Source organism: Kastovskya adunca, from assembly GCF_059505785.1.
The window spans coordinates 88679-107548 of record NZ_JCACLG010000049.1; the positions used below are offsets into that span (position 1 = coordinate 88679).

At 47.6% G+C, this 18870-nt stretch carries 11 protein-coding genes; 5 read left to right on the forward strand and 6 right to left on the reverse strand.

Annotated features, from left to right (window positions below):
* Positions 1–269 precede the first annotated feature (269 nt).
* The 3 genes from plsX to fabD all read left to right on the forward strand — a co-directional run bounded on the left by plsX (position 270) and on the right by fabD (position 3458).
* Positions 270–1313 (forward strand): phosphate acyltransferase PlsX, encoded by a 1044-nt coding sequence (gene plsX / locus AC5JR3_RS19310; protein WP_495848187.1) that lies wholly within the window; start codon positions 270–272, stop codon positions 1311–1313.
* A 46-nt stretch (positions 1314–1359) separates the two neighbouring features.
* Positions 1360–2358, forward strand: coding sequence for a beta-ketoacyl-ACP synthase III (locus AC5JR3_RS19315; RefSeq protein WP_495848259.1), 999 nt, complete (start codon positions 1360–1362; stop codon positions 2356–2358).
* Positions 2359–2576: 218 nt separating this feature from the next.
* Positions 2577–3458 carry an ACP S-malonyltransferase gene (gene fabD, locus AC5JR3_RS19320; RefSeq protein WP_495848188.1) on the forward strand — a complete coding sequence of 294 codons (882 nt, stop codon included), beginning with the start codon at positions 2577–2579 and terminating at the stop codon, positions 3456–3458.
* A gap of 772 nt (positions 3459–4230) precedes the next feature.
* Here the strand turns inward: fabD and AC5JR3_RS19325 are convergent.
* The gene (locus AC5JR3_RS19325; protein ID WP_495848189.1) at positions 4231–4608 is read right to left on the reverse strand and encodes an ion channel; all 378 of its coding nucleotides are present in this window, start codon (positions 4606–4608) and stop codon (positions 4231–4233) included.
* Between the two features lie 278 nt (positions 4609–4886).
* Between AC5JR3_RS19325 and AC5JR3_RS19330 the strand changes: the two genes are divergently transcribed.
* Complete coding sequence (locus AC5JR3_RS19330) at positions 4887–6503, forward strand: cation:proton antiporter (protein ID WP_495848190.1); 1617 nt, start codon at positions 4887–4889, stop codon at positions 6501–6503.
* On the opposite strand, the gene AC5JR3_RS19335 is transcribed toward AC5JR3_RS19330, so the two are convergent.
* The 3 genes from AC5JR3_RS19335 to AC5JR3_RS19345 all read right to left on the reverse strand — a co-directional run bounded on the left by AC5JR3_RS19335 (position 6469) and on the right by AC5JR3_RS19345 (position 12047).
* On the reverse strand, positions 6469–7176 hold the full coding sequence (locus AC5JR3_RS19335) for a potassium channel family protein (protein WP_495848191.1): 708 nt from the start codon (positions 7174–7176) through the stop codon (positions 6469–6471). The genes AC5JR3_RS19330 and AC5JR3_RS19335 overlap by 35 nt on opposite strands.
* Positions 7177–7290: 114 nt before the next feature.
* A complete protein-coding gene (locus tag AC5JR3_RS19340) occupies positions 7291–11070 on the reverse strand; it encodes a hydantoinase B/oxoprolinase family protein (RefSeq protein ID WP_495848192.1) in 3780 nt (1259 codons plus the stop codon).
* Between the two features lie 191 nt (positions 11071–11261).
* On the reverse strand, positions 11262–12047 hold the full coding sequence (locus AC5JR3_RS19345; RefSeq protein WP_495848193.1) for a putative hydro-lyase: 786 nt from the start codon (positions 12045–12047) through the stop codon (positions 11262–11264).
* A gap of 304 nt (positions 12048–12351) precedes the next feature.
* Here AC5JR3_RS19345 and AC5JR3_RS19350 point away from each other — a divergent pair, with 304 nt between their 5' ends.
* A complete protein-coding gene (locus tag AC5JR3_RS19350; RefSeq protein ID WP_495848194.1) occupies positions 12352–12819 on the forward strand; it encodes a GNAT family N-acetyltransferase in 468 nt (155 codons plus the stop codon).
* A gap of 77 nt (positions 12820–12896) precedes the next feature.
* Here AC5JR3_RS19350 and AC5JR3_RS19355 read toward each other — a convergent pair whose 3' ends face one another.
* Positions 12897–14816 (reverse strand): ABC transporter substrate-binding protein, encoded by a 1920-nt coding sequence (locus AC5JR3_RS19355; protein ID WP_495848195.1) that lies wholly within the window; start codon positions 14814–14816, stop codon positions 12897–12899.
* Positions 14817–14922: 106 nt separating this feature from the next.
* On the reverse strand, positions 14923–18582 hold the full coding sequence (locus AC5JR3_RS19360; RefSeq protein WP_495848196.1) for an ATP-binding protein: 3660 nt from the start codon (positions 18580–18582) through the stop codon (positions 14923–14925).
* Between the last annotated feature and the right edge of the window lie 288 nt (positions 18583–18870).

Consider the following 18870-nt stretch of genomic DNA (forward strand, 5'->3'; position numbering starts at 1 on the left):
TATTTCCTCTCTGCTGCACGGTGCTTTATTTTAAAGAGTTAACGACCTTCTGAAAAGTCTTTTGTTAATTATTAATCCTGAGTCATCCGTCTTTAGTTAGCTCTTCAGGGTTCTTGGATGGCGCTCTGCTGCTGCTATGCCAAGATAATTCATGGCTAATAACGAAGATTGCTAATCACCAGATCGCCAAATTAAGAAAGACTTCATCCAGTAGAATGTTGCGTGGAGGGCTTCTGGTAGAATTTTTAAGGCTTCTATCACTTTAATCAATGGGATCGACTCGCGCACGGATCGCAATTGACGCTATGGGAGGGGATCACGCCCCTGCCGAAATCGTTGCTGGAGCTATTAGGGCACAAGCGGAATTAGATGTAGATGTTTTGCTGGTGGGCGATCCTGATCAGATTGAATCTGCCCTAGAAAAGCACAACACCTCAAGCAAGCTGGAAATCGTGCCAGCAGAAGACGTGGTTGCCATGCACGAAGAACCCTTGATTGGTGTCCGGCGGAAACCCAAGGCTTCAATTAATGTGGCAATGGACTTGGTCAAGCAGGGAAAAGCTGAGGCTGTAGTCTCTGCAGGTCACTCAGGGGCAGCGATGGCAGCCGCTCTCTTGCGCTTAGGACGCCTCAAAGGTATTGACCGCCCAGCGATTGGAGCAGTCTTCCCCACCCTAATCGCCGGGAAGCCTGTGATTGTGCTGGATGTTGGGGCAAACGTCGATTGCCGCCCTAAATATTTAGAGCAATTTGCTGTGATGGGTTCGGTATACAGCGAGTACGTTTTGGGAATTAGTGAACCCAAAATCGGCCTGCTAAATATTGGCGAAGAAACCTCTAAGGGTAATGATTTAGCCGTCCGTACTCACCAGTTGTTACAAGAGAATTCTCGAATTTCCTTCATTGGCAATGCGGAAGGAAGAGATGTGCTTTCGGGTCGCTTCGATGTAATTGTCTGTGACGGCTTTGTCGGCAATATCTTGCTCAAGTTTGCAGAAGCGGTGGGTGATGTGGTGCTGCAAATTCTCCGGGAAGAACTTCCCCAAGGAATACGCGGTCAAATGGGAACAGCGATGTTGAAGCCGAACCTGAAGCGGATTAAGCAGCGGATTGACCATGCTGAACATGGCGGTGGGCTACTGTTAGGGGTGGATGGAATTTGTATTATTAGTCACGGTAGTTCCCAAGCACCGACAATTTTTAATGCTGTTCGTTTGGCAAAAGAAGCAATCGATAACCAGGTACTAGAGCGAATTCAGTCTGAAGATTATGTCAGTCAAAAGCCTGCAATCAGCAGTCAGCCGGAGCTTTAATCTAAATATCTGCGGCTAGAAACTACCTGACGGATGGAGAGTAGTGTTGAATCAATTACAGACAGGGATTGCGATTACCGGCAGCGGTTCAGCAACACCAGTAGTATCTCTTGATAACCACGGACTCAGTCAATGGGTTGAGACATCCGATGAGTGGATTAAGGCTCGCACAGGGATTGAGAGGCGGCGATTGGCAGATGCCCAAGTTAGCGTCAGTCAACTAGCAACTGAGGCAGCAAAAAACGCGATCGCCATGTCGGGTATTGCCCCAACGGATTTAGACCTGATCGTCCTGGCAACCTCGACACCTGATGATTTGTTTGGCACGGCTAGCCAGATTCAACATCAACTAGGCGCGTCAAAAGCCGTTGCCTTTGATCTGACAGCCGCCTGTTCCGGATTTGTCTTTGCCTTAGCCACTGCTGCTCAGTTTATTCGCACTGGCGTTTACCAAAACGTCTTGGTAATCGGTGCAGATATTCTGTCCCGCTGGGTTGATTGGTCGGATCGCGGCACCTGTATTTTATTCGGCGATGGTGCGGGTGCTATCGTCATGCAGGCAAATACAAGCGATCGCCTATTAGGATTTGAACTCCGCAGTGACGGCACCCAAAATAACTGTCTGCAACTGGCTTATCAGCCACAACCTAAAGAATTGCTCCCAGGTGTCACGGTCGCTCAAGGCACATTCCACCCGATCACCATGAACGGCAAAGAAGTTTATCGCTTTGCCGTCCAAAAAGTGCCAGAAGTCATTGAAAAAGCCTTACATCGGGCAAATCTGACGGCAGAACAAGTAGACTGGCTCCTGCTACACCAAGCCAATCAACGCATTCTTGATGCCGTCGCCCAACGCCTGAAGATTCCCAATGAGCGCGTTCTCAGCAATCTTGCCAACTACGGTAACACTTCCGCCGCCTCCATCCCCCTCGCCCTCGACGAAGCCGTGCGACAAGGCAAAGTCCAACCCGGCAATATCATCGCCACCTCCGGCTTCGGTGCCGGACTCAGCTGGGGTGCTGCTATTTTCCAATGGGGAAGGTAAGGAGCAGGGGTGCAGGGGTGCAGGGGTGCAGGGGTGCAGGGGAGCGGGGGAGCGGGGGAGCGGGGGAGCGGGGGAGATGGGGAGAAGCTCTTACCTCTTACCCTTCATACTTCATCCTTCATACTTCATACTTCATCCTTCATCCTTCACACTTTCTCCCCGACTCAGGACTCAGGACTCAGGACTCAGGACTTACTACAACAAGCGATCGCCAACAAATGACTAAAACAGCATGGGTATTTCCGGGACAAGGTTCCCAAGCAGTTGGGATGGGAGCAGATCTAGCAGATCTGCCCTTTGCTCAAGTTAAATTCGCGCAAGCCAAGCAAGTTCTCGGTTGGGACGTTTTAGAGGTTTGTCAAAGCCAAGAAGACAAACTCTCTCGCACACTCTACACCCAACCTTGTTTGTACGTTATCGAGAGTATCCTCGCTGACTTTCTCATTGAGCGCGGCAATATCCCCAATTTAGTCGCAGGTCACAGCTTAGGAGAGTACGTTGCCCTCTACGTCGCTAGGGTTTTTGATTTTGACGCTGGGTTGAGCCTAGTGAATCGTCGGGCGGAACTGATGGACAGTGCTTCCGACGGGATGATGGCAGCGCTGATTGGCTTTGACCGGGAACAGCTCGAACAACAAATTCAGCAGACGCCTGATGTTGTCCTTGCTAATGACAACAGCCCCGCTCAAGCCGTCATTTCTGGAACACCAGACGCCGTAAAAAGTGTTTTAGATAATATCAAGGTTAAACGTGCCGTCCCGCTCAACGTCTCTGGAGCTTTTCACTCCCCCTTAATGGCAGAGGCGGCAGAGGAATTCCAAAAAGTCCTAGAATCGGTTCCCTTTGCCAAAGCCAACATCCCTGTACTATCGAATGTGGAACCCTCGCCCACCGTTGAAGCCACCGAACTAAAGAGTCGCCTCCAGCGTCAGATGACTGGTTCAGTCCGCTGGCGAGAACTGTCCCTGCGTCTCCCTGAAGAAGGTATTGAGCGGGTAGTCGAAGTTGGCCCTGGTAAGGTGCTAACGGGCTTAATTAAGCGGATGTGTCCGGACTTAGTACTGGAAAATATTAGTAGCGCCGAAGACTTGTCTAAATAGGTTTAAAAAGCTGTCTGGGTTCAAGGCGTGGAAACAAATCACTACTCACCTGTTACTGGAAATAGCAACAGTATCTATTAGACCTAACTGAGTACAAGATTGAACCTGACGCAGACAGCTACAATAACCTACCATTAGGTATTCCTGAATATCTAATAGTATCTTACTTGCTAATTCCTTAGCAAATTTAACAGGAACCGCAATTTTAAATAGATAATATCCATTTTTTGAATTTTTGCTTTACCCTCCTCTACAACCATGCCGATTTCTGTCAGTGTGGTCGCAAAATAGCCAGTACTTGATTACTATTCAGAGTGTTTTCTGGTGATTTTATCTGAGCTTCAACTTTAATAGAACACTCAACAATTTTCTGGATATCTTTATTAATACCAACTGATCGAGGAAAAAATTGACATCTGATCATGTAAAATGAATAAATCTAGTAGAAATTAAAATTATAAGACTATTAAGTGATATCAAATCTAGTTAATTAACCGTAATATAATTAGCCTGAGTCGGCAGGTTTTAAATGTAATAGCCGCAGATTTTAGTCTGACGGTAGGTTTGTCATAATAAGCTATTACGATGTTCTATTTGGAGTGACAGTATCATAGGTCAGCCGAGTTTAATAATGTCTCTAAAACTTATAATGGTCAGTGGTTAGTCCTGCCTTTTAGGGTTACCTGCGCGATCGCATCTATGGTGAGAAAAGGTGCCGCAAGAAGAACCACTGGTGGTGGTAACTATGGTTACTTTCTTTAACGTGTTTACTCTAGCGGCGTCGAGGGAGAAGGTTCTCTAAGCGTTCTCGCGTATGTAAGAACGTAGATTTCTCCAAAGCCGCTGTCACCCATTCTGTAATGATCAGAATCTCGATGGCGAAATTGCTCATAGCTTCAAGTCCTGCGATCCATTGAGTTAACCCAACTGGTACTTGATCCCCATAACCAATCCGGAAAAATGTTCCCATACTGAAATAAACAAAACTCAGGAAGGAGTCTGCACGATTACCCTCCCGGCTTAGCACCCAACCCCAGTTCAGCGTATCTATTGCCCAATACAAAGCAGCAAAAAAGACAATAAAACCCAAAGAAACCGATACGATTTGAAGTAGATAACTTAGCTGACGGATTTGAGAGTTTCTGTTCATGTTTACCTACAACTCAAGTTTTTTTGCCAAAATTGTTAATTTACAAAAATGAGCGACAATTAATGCAGAAAATGCTGAATTACAAGATTATCTCATTACAGTTTTAGACAGACTTTCAGAGTCAGCGGGCTAGGAACTAGGATTGAGTTTGCAATTTACTGTACCACAGCAATTTTTTTTGCTGAAATTCCTGGGCTGCTCAGAAACTTAAGTAAGCGGTAAGTTGCTCAACTCAAGACTAACTTAGCATCAGGAGTTTATTTGGGGTGGAATCAGTAATGGATTGGTCTTGGAGACAGTTACTTTTAGCAGACCTGAGTTCTATAGCTAGCGAAAATCAAGGAGATGTTGCAGGATTAGTAACGATTCTGATTATTCTGCTGCTAGTTGCTACAGGGGTGGCGCTGCTGACGCAGCGGCTGCGTACTCCCTACGTCACAGGTTTAGTTTTGGCAGGGTTAGCAATTACTGAACTTTTGCCCCGCCGCATTGGTCTAGACCCTTCCCTGATTTTGAATCTTTTCCTACCAATTCTCATCTTTGAAGCTGCCATCAACACAGATATCAGCCGCCTACGAAGCACGTTTAAACCAATTGCCCTCTTGGCTGGACCAGGAGCTGTGTTTTCCTCTGCGATTATTGCCGCTCTGTTGAAGTTGGGGCTGGGGTTGGATTGGATACCGGCGCTACTTGTAGGAGTAATTTTGGCAAACAATGATACGGTGTCAATGATCGCCGTCTTTAAAGAGATACATATACCCTCCCGGCTTTCTACTATTGTTGAAGGAGAAACCCTGTTCAACGATGCCGCTGCCTTAGTTTCATTCAACCTGATTTTAACAGTCTATTCGACAGGTTCACTTACGGTATTACAGGGAATCCAACAACTGATATTTGTCGCTCTGGGAGGCAGCCTCCTGGGGTTAATCTTGGGCTACTTGAGCATACCTGTATTTACCCGATTGAATGATCCCCTAAGTAGTCTCTTACTGACGGTTGCCGTTGCATTAGGAACTTTTCAAGTTGGGCAATTTTTAGGTGTATCAGGTGCGGTGGCTGTGGTTATAGCTGGATTAATTTTCGGGAATTTTGGGCTTTCTCGCAGTACTTCCGCTTCTGATCGGATCACGTTGTTGAGTTTCTGGGAATATGCTGGCTTTAGTGTTAATACTTTTATTTTTCTGCTAATTGGCTTAGAAATAGATCTGGTGACACTTTGGAGGACGCTGCCCGCAGTTCTGTTTGCCGTTCTAGCTTACCAAGTGGCACGGGTTCTCTCGGTCTATTTGCTGTTGGCTGGGGTTCGTTGGTTTGACCGCCCTATCCCCTTGCGTTGGCAGCACGTCTTATTTTTGGGGAATATCAAAGGCTCTCTCTCAATGGCTTTGGCATTAAGTATCCCCCTCACTCTAGTAGGGAGAGGAGGATTGATTGCCTTAGTCTATGGCAGTGTTCTAATTTCCTTAGTCGGACAGGGGCTGAGTTTGCCCTGGCTGGTAAAACGCTTGAAGTTATCTCACATTTCTGAGACTCGCCAGCAGATTGAGGAGTTACAACTCCAACTGATTGCTTCCAAAGCCGCTCAAGATGAGTTAGACAGCCTCTTGAAAACAGGGGTTTTGCCAAAGGCTGTCTACGAAGAGATGCGAGCTTCCTACCAAGCGCGAGTGGCGACTTCTGAAAGAATTCTACGCGACCTCTACAACCAGCGCTCAATGAAGTTGCGATCGCTCGACGGGAACCTGAACCAACTGGATGTTATTCGTCGGCGACTCCTTCTGGCAGAAAAAGGGGCAGTGAATGATGCTCTACGCAAGCGCATCCTTTCGGAAGATCGGGTGCAAGCGTATATCAAAAACCTTAATGAGCAACTTCTTGGGTTGGAAGATGACTAGTACAAAGCCCCAGAAAATCAATCATCTGGTGCATCAACCCCGGCTTAGTGACGACCAGAATGGTTGACCCTGACTCTAGAACAGTACTGCCATTCGGAATCACCAGATCAGCACATGAATGGCACTGATAGCCAATAATCAAAGAGCCAGCGGGAAATCGAGGGTCTTGAGCGATGTGAGCAACTGTACGACCAGCAACATAGCAATCGCCTGGAACTGGGAGTTTTAGTACCTCTACCTGACCTTGCTCGAAGTGCATCATCGATTGGATTTCGGGATATTCAATGGCATTTGCCATTGTCGTGACTGCTAGGTCAATCGTGCTAATGATGTGGCTTGCTCCGGCAAGCCGATAGGGTTCGGCAAAATCGCGCTCTCTCATACGAACTACGATATGGGGAACGCCGTAGTGTTTAGCCAGCATGACTAAGGCTAAGTTCAAAGCATCATTTCTGAGGGTAGCCGCCACTGCGTCAGCTTTGGAAATTCCGGCTTCTACCAGGACTGTCGTACTGACGGCACTACCTTCAAATGCCATGACGCCGACTTTCTCGCGAGCATACTGGCAGGCAAGGGGGTCTGTATCAATGACCGCAACGGTATGCCCCATCTCTAACAACTGTTGTGCCAAGCGTAGCCCCATCATTCCAGCTCCGCCAATTAATACGTACATTGCTGACCTCTAGTACTGTTACTTTTGTTTACAGATTTATCACATTGCAAAAACAACAATGTTCTTTGTCATAGGGATGAGCCAAGATGGGGGCTGCCATAGCATTACAAGGGATCAGAAGGTTTGACCAAATCCTCCTCCCCCAGGAGTTTCAATCGCGAAGACATCCCCCGGATGCATCTGGACTTCAGCTTTACTTTCCAGGGGTTCCTTCGCGCCATGACTGCGCTCAACGTAATTGCGACCTCTCGCCCCCGGTTCCCCGCCATCTAACCCAAAGGGCGGAATCACCCGATGACCTGATAGAATTGCCGCCGTCATTGCCTCCCGGAACCGAATCCGGCGAATGACGCCATTCCCGCCATGATGTTGTCCTTTACCCCCGCTATTAGAGCGAATGGCAAAATTTTCCACCAAAACGGGAAATCGCCACTCCAGTACTTCCGGATCGGTGAGGCGTGAGTTAGTCATGTGAGTTTGCACCGCATCAGTTCCGTTAAAGGTTGCCCCAGCTCCAGAACCGCCGCAAATGGTTTCATAATACTGGTGTTGATCATTGCCAAAGGTGAAATTGTTCATTGTGCCTTGGGATGCTGCCATGATGTTGAGGGCACCATAGAGGGCATTGGCGATCGCTTGGGAGGTTTCCACATTACCCGCCACTACTGCTGCTGGGTATTGGGGATTTAACAGACAGCCTTCCGGAACAATAATGTCTAAGGGTTTGAGACATCCGGCATTGAGGGGAATGTCATCATTTACCAAAGTCCGAAATACATACAGAACGACTGCCTTACAAATGGCTAATGGTGCATTCAAGTTCGTTGATTGTTGCGGTGAAGTTCCTGTGAAATCAATACAGGCAGAGCGGTTTTGATGATTGATGGCAATCTTGACTGCAATCTCACAGCCATCATCCATCCGATACCTAAAGCCGCCATCTTTTAATACAGCGATCGCTTGCCGCACCGACTCTTCAGCATTATCTTGAACATGCTGCATATAGGCTTGCACTGTTTCCAATCCGTAATGGTTCACCATGCCAAGCAATTCTTGTGCGCCTCGTTCATTAGCCGCAATTTGTGCCTGTAAATCTGCAATATTTTGCACGGGATTGCGAACTGGATAGGTGCCGGATGTCAGGAGTTGTAGTAATTCCCGTTCGCGGAATTGTCCCTGGTCAACTAACTGGAAGTTGTCAAGCAACACACCTTCTTGATTCACCGAGGTACTGTGGGGTGGCATGGAACCAGGAGTAATTCCGCCGATGTCAGCATGATGTCCGCGAGAGGCGACGTAGAACAATGGCTGCTGTGGAGATGTTACAGGCAACGTTTCTACAGCAAACACAGGAGTAATCGCCGTCACATCTGGGAGATGGGTGCCGCCATTGTAGGGATTATTAGAGATGTAGACATCGCCAGGTTTGAGGGTGTTGCCTTGTGCTTGGATCAGACTACGAACGCTCTCGCTCATGGAGCCTAGGTGTACCGGGATGTGGGGTGCGTTGGCAACTAGTTGCCCCTGGCGATCAAAAATGGCGCAGGAGAAATCTAGGCGTTCTTTGATGTTGACGGAGTAGCTGGTGTTTTGTAGGGTGATGCCCATTTCTTCAGCGATCGCTCGAAACAGGTTGTTGAAGATTTCCAGGAGAACGGGATCGGGCTTGGAGAGTCCTGAGTCCTGAGTGCTGAGTGCTGAGTGTTGAGTGTTGAGTGCTAAATCCTTAGTTTTTCTAAGAATCAAATGATTTCGCTCGGTTAACTCTGCATCCCATCCGGGTTCGATGACGTTGGTTCCGGTGGGTTCGATAATTAGGGCAGTACCGGAGATGCGATCGCCAGGTTTTAAATCTTGGCGCTGATAGATAGGAGCTTTATGCCAGTTTCCTTTGGTGTAAATCTCAACCGTAGCAACGGGTTCTAGAGGAGTGGTTCTGCCTGATGGGAGAATCGGTTCTTCCGAGGTGGTGGTTTGTCCGATGGCTTCTACAGAAACTGCTTCCACAATCAGCGTTCTGTCGCGCATTGTGAAGCCATACCGCTGCTGGTAAGCTTGCTCAAAGTGTTCGCGCATCACTTCTGTATCGCCAAAATCCACAACCAAAGCCGAGTCCGTGCCTTCGTAGCGGAGATGGGCTTTTAGGAGAATGCGGATGCGAGCATCATCCATCCCCTGTCCGGCGATTTCATCTCTACATGCCGCCGTCAGCGTGTCTAGAACCTGCTTTAAGGTGGGGATTTCGTCCTCGGTTAATCGGACTTCCACAGCCTTTTCTTTAAGCGATCGCAAATCCGCCAAACCAATCCCATAGGCAGATAGCACGCCAGCGTAGGGATGAAGAAAAATCTGGGTCATACCCAAAGCTTCGGCAATCAAGCAGGCGTGTTGACCCCCGGCACCCCCAAAGCAACAGAGGGTGTATTCCGTCACATCGTAGCCGCGCTGAATGGATATTTTTTTAATCGCGTTTGCCATTTTGTCGATGGCGATCGCCAAAAATCCCTCCGCTACCTGTTCTGGAGTGCGTCGATCTCCACCTTTCTCGCCAATCTCTGCCGCCAATTGGGCAAACTTTTGACCCACAATCTCCGCATCCAGGGGCAAATTCCCTGCCTCACCAAACACAGTCGGGAAGAAGTCTGCCTGGAGCTTGCCCACCATCACATTACAGTCTGTTACGGTTAAAGGACCGCCCCGACGATAGCAAGCTGGGCCAGGATAGGCTCCAGCAGAATCGGGGCCGACGCGATAACGGGAACCATCGAACAGGAGAATTGACCCCCCTCCAGCCGCAACCGTGTGAATAGACATCATCGGCGCACGCAGCCGCACTCCAGCCACTTCAGTTTCAAAGGTGCGCTCGTACTCGCCATTGAAGTGGGAGACATCGGTGGAGGTTCCCCCCATATCAAAGCCAATGATTTTGTCAAAACCCGCCATAGCACTAGTTTTGACCGCTCCCACTATTCCCCCTGCCGGGCCTGACAAGATGCTGTCTTTCCCCTGGAACAGTCGAGCATCGGTGAGTCCTCCATTGGACTGCATGAACATGAGCTTAGGAAAAGAGTCCTGAGTCTTGAGTCCTGAGTCCTGAGGAGTGTCAATAGTTTGTTGCTCCCCTGCTCCCCTGCTCCCCAGCCCCTCTGCTCCCCTGCTCCCCTGCTCCCCTGTGCCCTCCAATTCTGCGGCAACGCGATCTACATAGCGCCGTAAGATGGGGGACAAATAAGCATCCACAACGGTGGTATCGCCTCGGCTGACTAGCTTCATCAGCGGACTGACTTTGTGGGAAACCGAGATTTGGGTGAAGCCGATTTCGCGGGCGATTTTCTCAATCTGTTGTTCGTGGCTGGGGTAGCGGTAGCTGTGTAAAAAGGCGATCGCACAGGCTCGAATGCCATCTTTATACGCGGCTTGCAGTGACTGCATCAGCGCCTCGTTAATCTGAACCGGGAGCAACTCCTCTCCCTGAGCGGTGTAACGTTCCTCCACTTCAATCACCCGCTCATAGAGCATTTCGGGAAGAACGATGTGACGAGCGAAGATATTGGGACGGTTTTGATAACCAATTGACAACGCATCGCGGAAGCCCTTGGTGATCAACAGGAGAGTGCGATCGCCTTTTCGCTCTAGCAGCGCATTCGTAGCGACGGTGGTTCCCATTTTCACCACCGCGATTTGCTCTGCCGGAATTAGCGCATCAGCGGCAATGCCCAGTACATCGCGAATGCCCTGAATCGGCGCATCGGTGTAGCGTCCTGGGTTTTCCGAGAGTAGCTTGTGGACAACGATCTCACCATCCGGGCGTCGCGCCACCACATCAGTAAATGTGCCGCCGCGATCGATCCAAAACTGCCAGCGTCCGGTTGCGGAATGATTAGTATTTGACATTGCTCAATTTCCTCAATGGTCTAGGGGTAAAGTAACAATCGGATTTAGAGGATTTCTAGTTCAGGTGTGGAATAGTTTTGCGACAGATGTGGACTGCAAACAGGCGTGCATTAAAAGCGCGATCGCTACATCTAATCGAGCGGTAGCGAAGTGAATACAGCAAAACCTTGTACTTCACACACCTCCTGACTTCAAAAAGTCAGAAACTCATCCTTGAGATCGCTAATAAACATATGCCCAGGGGAATGAGTAATTGCTAGCTCAGGCTTGGCTTGAAAAATTGCAGTTTGAGTAGTGACACCGCAAGCCCAAAAAACAGGAACCTCACCCTCACGAACAGTGACAGCATCACCATAATCAGGTCTTTCTAACTCTTTAATACCGATCGCATCCGGACTTCCAATATGCACAGGAGATCCATGTGCTTTGTAATATCGACTGGTTACTTCTACAGCACGAACGACCTGATTAGCAGGAAGGGGACGCATAGAAACTACTAAGGGACTAGAAAACTTCTGAGTCGGAATACATTCAATATTTGTCTTATACATCGGGACATTTTTCTCCTCCTCTACGTGCCGTACTGGTAATCCAGAATTGAGCATGGCATTTTCAAAATAAAAGGAACAACCAACGAGAAAGGCTACCAGATCGCTTCTCCAAAATGAGCTTATGTCAGTTATTTCTTCAACTAACTCACCGTGTCGAAAAACTCTGTAGCGGGGAAGATCTGTCCTAATATCCGCACCCGGAGCGATTATTTTAGGTTCATAGTCACCAACCTCTGTGACATCAAGTATTAGACAAGGCTTTGGATTTCGTTGACAAAAAAGTAAAAATTCAAAGGCTAAAGAGTAGGGCAATACAACTAAGTTAGCTTGAACAAACCCCAACGCCATCCCAGGGGTAGGGGTATCTAGCATGCTAGTTCTACAAAGTTGGCGTATTTCAGAAGGAAGAGAATAAAGGTTTGACACAATACAAATCTCCTAATAAATTTCTTGAAGTTAGCTAAACTCAAACTGTAGGAAACAAAAGCACGATCCGCCTAGTTATTATTAACAGCAACAACATCGACAAATGCACTACTTCAGTCAGCAGAAACTTTTAACGTTGCTTTATTTACTCTGCGACTCTAGAGGTAGGATAGCAATGAGATTTATAATAGTTCTACTTCAGGTGTGGATATTTAAACTACAGGTGTGATATTGAATATAGATAGACAGATGACATCAAGTTAGACGATGAGGGAAAAATCATGAAACTGGTGAGAATCTGCCGATGAAAGTCAGAACTGCTACCCCTGATGATGTGTCGTTGATTTTCTCGTTAATCAAGAAGAAGGCAGAATTTGATCGAAATATTGGTGCTTTTTCTGGGAGCTTGCGAGTATCCGAGGAAAAAATCCGCAAAACGCTTTTTGGAGCAATTCCTTTTTCTTACGTTTTGTTTGTAGAAGATTCCGGGCGTGAGGTTGGCTTCGCTCTATATGGATTCAGGTACTCATCATTTGCAGGTCAACCAAGCATATGGCTAGATGATTTATACGTAGATGAAGAGATAAGAAGTCAAGGAGCAGGCGCAGCATTAATGAGCCATCTGGCTCAAATTGCTAAGGAAAATGACTGTACTCATCTTGCTTGGAACGCTGACGCTCGAAACATTCGCGGGTTGAGTTTTTACCATCGCTTGGGTGCCCGAATTACAGAACAGAAAGGTAATCAATGTTGGTTGACGTGGACTCCGTGAGCAGTATCTTGTGTAAGACTACAAAAGTTTTAAACCTCTGCAAACTCCCAAACTCCTATCCTCTACTATCAAGTCAACTAGCGGACATACAAATTACTGGCGTAAGTTCCAAGTGGAGTCCATTTCCATTTTTGCTGTTGTGCGCTCCATTTTACAGCTACTATTTCTGCTGGAGGCTCGATGCGATCGCCACTTCGATCAAACTCGATATTTCCCGTAACTCCCGCCTCTACCCTTCCCTGTCTTTTGAAATACAAATCCATGCGCTCTAGTAGAGATTGACTGTTCAGCAGCGGTTGATTGTCTTGACTATGGTGCTGTTCTAAAACTCTTAGAAGGATTAATACAGAGTCAAACGCTGTTGCACTGCGCCATGTTAAATTTTCGTCTCCCCAGAGTTGAGTGCCAAGCTTACAAAAATGCTGGGCTAGAAGATTAGAACTATTGCAACCATTTCTCTCGCTATTCCAGTGCCAAGGAATACAAGCGATAATCCGACATTCATCTGGATTAATTGAACTATACTGACTTTGCTCATGAATCCAATGCAAAACATTCTCTTGGTAAAATGTTGCTGAACCAGCGACTAGGCAGTTTTTGAGATTTAGTCTGCTAATCAATGCCGCATTGTTAAGGGAATTTGGTTCGATTCCTCCATCAGGAACGATAATAATAATATCAACGCCCTCTTGCCTAATATTTTCTAGATAATCTTTGACTTGATAATAATGTTCGCTGATATAGTCGCATTCTTTTAGGGTAACAAACTGCTCGCTATGTCGATCAAGATGTTTTTTGATAGTAGTTTTATAGGACGTGCTGTAGCTACTATTTTTGTTGTAAATAATAGCTACTTTCTTCGGACTTGCGGCTGAACCTGTTTCTGCTAAGTAACGAATTAATTGTGCAGCATTAACACTATCTTGAGTAGTCAATCTAAAAAAAGATGAACTTTTATCCACAGATAAATGAGAAAGTTCATTAGATGTACTGCTAGAATTAATTAGAATCAGCCCATTCCTTGAATAGAAACTTAATGCCTTTTTAGTCATTTCACTGGAATAATGACCAAGAACAGCAATAAGATTTAATTGAGGTGCTAAGTTCGCTAGATTTTCTGCTGTTTGGTTATAGGGATCGTATAAGTTATTAGGGTCGTTGACAATTAGGATTCGTAAGGCAATTCGGTTATCCATTCTACTTAAAGGGAAAAACGGATTAGGTAGAACTGTATCTAAAATCCCTTGTCTCTTGAGGTAATTCATATCAAAGCTTTGCAAATTTATCTGTAACTGAATTTGAGCAACTCCTCGCAAAATTTCATTAGCAACATGCCCCTGATTGTGATGAAATGGAGCAACTACAGCAAGGGTATAAGTTTTGATATTCCTCTCTTGCAAACGGGCTTGTTTATATTCAAGCAAGCAATTATTGATATAGATTAAAACTTCTGGGTTTCCCCTGCCATAAATCTTTTTTTCCTGTTCCCAAGCTTCTAAAAAGCACAACAAAGCTTGATAATAAAGCCCTCGTTGATAGAGTTGCGTTCCTTTAATTTGAAACTGAACGATTTCTTGATTGGGGGGGTAAAGAAAAATTTGTCTGCCAAAGCTGCCCTGGAAGTTATCGCTGTTTAGTTGAGGAGCAGGATTCAATTTGTAGCCGTTGTGGGGATTAAGTATAAAGTTAATAATTCTAGTCCAGTTACGGGCTATCTGCTTTTGCTCAACTTGCATTAATTCCGCGATCGCGCCATAGATACGCTTGCTCAATCGATCTCTAATAGTTTGATAAGGGAAATTGGCTAGGAGATTAGCGATCTCTTGAGGAGAGTGACCTAACAGAGATTGGCAAATAATTTTCTTATCAAGTTCTTCGAGTTTAGTGAAACCTAATTTTTCTGAAATCCTGTTTAAATCTTCAAAGAAAAGATCGACATTGATATTTAGCTGTTCTACAACCTGCTGGCACTCTTGACACATGTAGAATACCCTCATTGTTTTTCCAGACTATAGTCTGATTCTTTGTTCAGATCAGACTACTGGTGTAGAAATAATTGCTACAGTTATCGCTCTCTACTTAGGAGAGTTGTGCAATGAAGTATTAATGCGCTTGTTGAATTGCTGCAATTCTCGCAACTAGTTCTGCTGGTTCTACGGGTTTGGATACATGATTTTGAAACCCTGCGGCGATCGCCTGTTGATAGTCCATGTCACCCGCGTAAGCCGTCAGCGCGATCGCTGGAATTTGTCCTCCTTGCTCTGGGGGTAAGGCTCTAATTTGCCGCATCAACGCATAGCCATCCATATCGGGCATACCAATGTCGCTGATTAGCATATCCTGTTTGGATTGCTTGAGAACCGTGACTGCCGCGATCGCAGAAGCAACTGCCGTTACTTGTGCACCCGATTGCTCCAGCAGAAACGCCACAAAATCACGCGAATCGTTATCATCATCAACCACTAAAATCTTGATGCCGTTCAAGTTGGTGGATAGCTCAATACTCCCCCTATCCTGGGCTGGACTGGGTTGAGTCAACATCAGCGGCAGCCTAAGGGTAAACGTGGCTCCCTGTCCTTCACCCTGACTCTCTGCCTCAATAGTTCCTCCATGCAGTTCAACCAGGTGCCGGACGATCGCTAACCCTAACCCCAGTCCACCAAACTTGCGCGTCGTGCTAGCATCCTCCTGGCGGAAGTAGTCAAAGATACAGGGGAGAAAATTAGCCGCGATGCCTTTGCCTGTGTCGCTGACGGTAATTTGAGCTTGAGAATCAATGCGTTCTAATCGAATCTCCACCCGTCCCCCTGCGGATGTGAATTTAATAGCGTTCGATAAGAGGTTCCAGATCGCTTGCTGCAATCGGTTGGCATCCCCTGAAACCTGTCCAATATTTAGGTCTAGTTTGGTCTGAATTTGAATTGATTTTGCTTCTGCCGATAATCGCACGGTTTCCATTGCCGCCCAGATTGTGGATGCTAGATCGACTGGCTCAACATTCAAGCTGAGTTTGCCGCGTAGAATTCGAGAGACATCCAGCAAGTCTTCAATCAGTTCAGTCTGTAGTTTGGCATTGCGTTCAATGGTGGCTAGGGCTTGAGCCGTCTTTTCTTCATCAAATTTTCGCGTCTGGAGCAACCGCACCCAACCCAAAATCGGGTTCAGGGGCGATCGCAACTCATGGGACAACACTGCCAAAAATTCATCTTTGATGCGATTAGCCGCTTCCGCCTCGACGCGGGCTGCCTGTTCTCGCTGTAACAGTCGCTCCCGTTCTTGTTCTGCTTGCAGGCGCTCCGTAATGTCAGTGTTTGTGCCAAACCAGCGCAGCACCTCGCCCTGCTCGTCATAAATAGGAATGGCACGCGAGAGAAACCAGCGATACTGCCCATCTTTGCCCTGTAGGGGGAATGTGTCTTCCCAGGCTTCCCCCGTCTCAACACAGTTGCGAAATTTCTCCGTCACGCGCTCAATATGTTCCGGGTGATGCACCTTCTGCCAGCCCCAACCTTCCATCTCCTTTAATGTCGTGCCTGTGTAGTCAAACCAGCGGCGGTTATACCAGAAGATCCATCCGTTCTCGTCTGTCATCCAGGCAAGCTGGGCGATGTTGTCAGCCAAGGTGCGGAAACGCTCCTCGCTCTCTCGCAGGGCTGCTTCTGCCTGTTTACGATCGGTAATATTTTGGTAAAAAATTCCCAGACCTTCTTCGGAAGGGTAAGCGTGGATCTCAACCCAGATGTCATAGGTGGGTGGTGAGTAGTAATGATGTTCAAAGTGGACGGGAACCTGTTCAGCCATTGCCCGACGGTATTGAACTTCCACATTTGTCCCCATCGAAGCGGGCCACTCCTCCCATTGCGTCTTACCGATAATTTCGCTTCGAGGTTTGCCGTTTAGATCCTCTCCTGCGGCGTTTTGATAGGTGATTCGCCAGTCTCGATCCAAGGCGATAAAGGCATCGGTCATATTCTCCAGAATTTGAGCGAGCTGACGTTGCGCTAACTCTGTGTCCGCCCGCAATTCCTGCTCTCGACGCGCTGCTTCCTGACGCAGCCGAGCCAGTTTCAGGGCTGCCTCCACCCGTGCTAAGAGTTCGCGGGCAGAAAAAGGTTTGATGAGATAATCATCGGCTCCAGCCTCTAAGCCTTCAATGCGAGACTCTTCCCCCGCACGGGCAGACAACAAGATGATCGGGATATGTTGTGTTTGCGGATCTGAGCGCAGCGATCGCAGCAACTCAAACCCATCCATTTCCGGCATCATCCCATCGGAGAGGACTAAATCCGGTGGAGATTGCCGAACCGCAGCTAGGGCAGCTAACCCATCGTTCACGGCTTCAATCTGGTAATGGTTGCCCAGTAGCCGTTTAAGGTAGTTTCTCAGGTCTGCATTATCATCGGCAATCAGAATTCGGGTGGAGGAGGGGGGAATAGAGGTCGTGATGGTTGAGGAAATAATTTCATCTGGCACCCCATCAGGAATGTTGTCTGGAAGCCAACTTAAAGCTTCCTGCACAAAGGCTTCGGCTCGAACAGCGGTGGATACGGGTTGGAGGCGATCGCTAACTTCTTGGCTCGGCGTGACTCGAACGTGATCGGGCGGTAAATGCGCTCTGCCAAAAGGAAGGGTCACAGTAAATGTGGTGCCACGATCGACCTGACTGGTAACTGCGATCGCGCCACCATGCAAGTTGACTAACTCCTGCACTAACGCTAATCCAATACCGGAGCCTTCATGGGTGCGGGACGGGGTGCCACTAACCCGATGAAATCGCTTAAATAAATGCGGTAACTCTTCTGGCGGAATGCCAACCCCCGTATCTTCAATCTGCAACTCAACGTGATTCTCAATTGCCCAAAGCCGCACGGCGATCGCGCCTTGGAACGTGAACTTGAACGCATTAGAGAGTAAATTTAAAACAATTTTCTCCCACATATCGCGATCGACGTACATTGGTTCTGGCAATGCCGGACATTCGACCCTTAAGCTTAATCCTGCCTGCTCGATTGCCGAGCGAAACGTACTGGCAAGGTCTGTTGTGAATTGAGCTAAATCGGTTGGTTGGTAGACTGCATGCATCCGATCGGCTTCCACGCGGGAGAAATCGAGCAGCGTATTGACCAACTTCAGTAGACGCAGACCATTGCGGTGCAGCATATCCATCCGCTCGCGCTGCCGGGGGGACAGCGGTTCTGACTCATCGGCTAAGGCATCCTCTACCGACCCTAGCATCAGCGTCAGTGGCGTGCGAAACTCATGACTGACATTGCTGAAGAACTCGGTTTTCGCCCGGTCTAGCTCCTGCCGTGCTTGCTCGTCTAACTTATCCTGAGTGATGTCTCGAACTTCAATGATCGTACCGATAGTGCCGTCCCCTTCTCGGATTGGACTGGCGGTATAAGCAACGGGGTAAAAGCTGCCATCCTTGTGGACAAATACTTCCTCACCCTGCTCTTGATTGTTCTGCGGAAAAGCCTGGTCGATCAGACATTCGCACAGAGGATAGGGACTCCCATCGGGGTGAGTATGATGAATGACATCGTGGAGAATGCGCCCTTTGACTTCACCGAGACTATAACCTGTCAGCTTTTCAGCCGCCGGATTCATGTACACGCACTGCTGTTTCTCATCCATGATGAAGAGGGCGAGCGTTGCATTGTTACAGACCACTTCCAGCTGGCGTTTGTAGAATTCTGCGCTCAGTGGTTCCTGGGGCAGGCGATGGTATTCGCTCAGGGGAATAAAACGCTTCGATGTCATACTGAATGTCCTTCAAGCTTTTCATTAAAGCTGCACAATCCGAAGTTATCCATCACTCCAAATAGACCTCTTGCAAAAGTCCCCATAGTACCCCAGCGGTGACTTTTGGTTATTGGCTCGTAGGTGTAGGTTTCCAAATCATTATAATCCTGGTCAAAGTCCCGCCCTTGCACAACTCTCTTCTGGATGGTTTATTTGTTGGAAGTCCCTAATTTTCTACTCCCTACTCTTGGCTCGCCAAACGTCGCCGTTAACGGATGCAAACTGGCGGCGAACAATCCCACACTC

Coding starts and splice junctions, on each gene's coding strand:
- AC5JR3_RS19325 (WP_495848189.1), bottom strand. CDS start 4,608: ATGAACAGAAACTCTCAAATCCGTCAGCTAAGTTATCTACTTCAAATC.
- AC5JR3_RS19360 (WP_495848196.1), bottom strand. CDS start 18,582: ATGACATCGAAGCGTTTTATTCCCCTGAGCGAATACCATCGCCTGCCC.
- AC5JR3_RS19355 (WP_495848195.1), bottom strand. CDS start 14,816: ATGAGGGTATTCTACATGTGTCAAGAGTGCCAGCAGGTTGTAGAACAG.
- AC5JR3_RS19350 (WP_495848194.1), top strand. CDS start 12,352: ATGAAAGTCAGAACTGCTACCCCTGATGATGTGTCGTTGATTTTCTCG.
- fabD (WP_495848188.1), top strand. CDS start 2,577: ATGACTAAAACAGCATGGGTATTTCCGGGACAAGGTTCCCAAGCAGTT.
- AC5JR3_RS19330 (WP_495848190.1), top strand. CDS start 4,887: ATGGATTGGTCTTGGAGACAGTTACTTTTAGCAGACCTGAGTTCTATA.
- AC5JR3_RS19340 (WP_495848192.1), bottom strand. CDS start 11,070: ATGTCAAATACTAATCATTCCGCAACCGGACGCTGGCAGTTTTGGATC.
- AC5JR3_RS19335 (WP_495848191.1), bottom strand. CDS start 7,176: ATGTACGTATTAATTGGCGGAGCTGGAATGATGGGGCTACGCTTGGCA.
- plsX (WP_495848187.1), top strand. CDS start 270: ATGGGATCGACTCGCGCACGGATCGCAATTGACGCTATGGGAGGGGAT.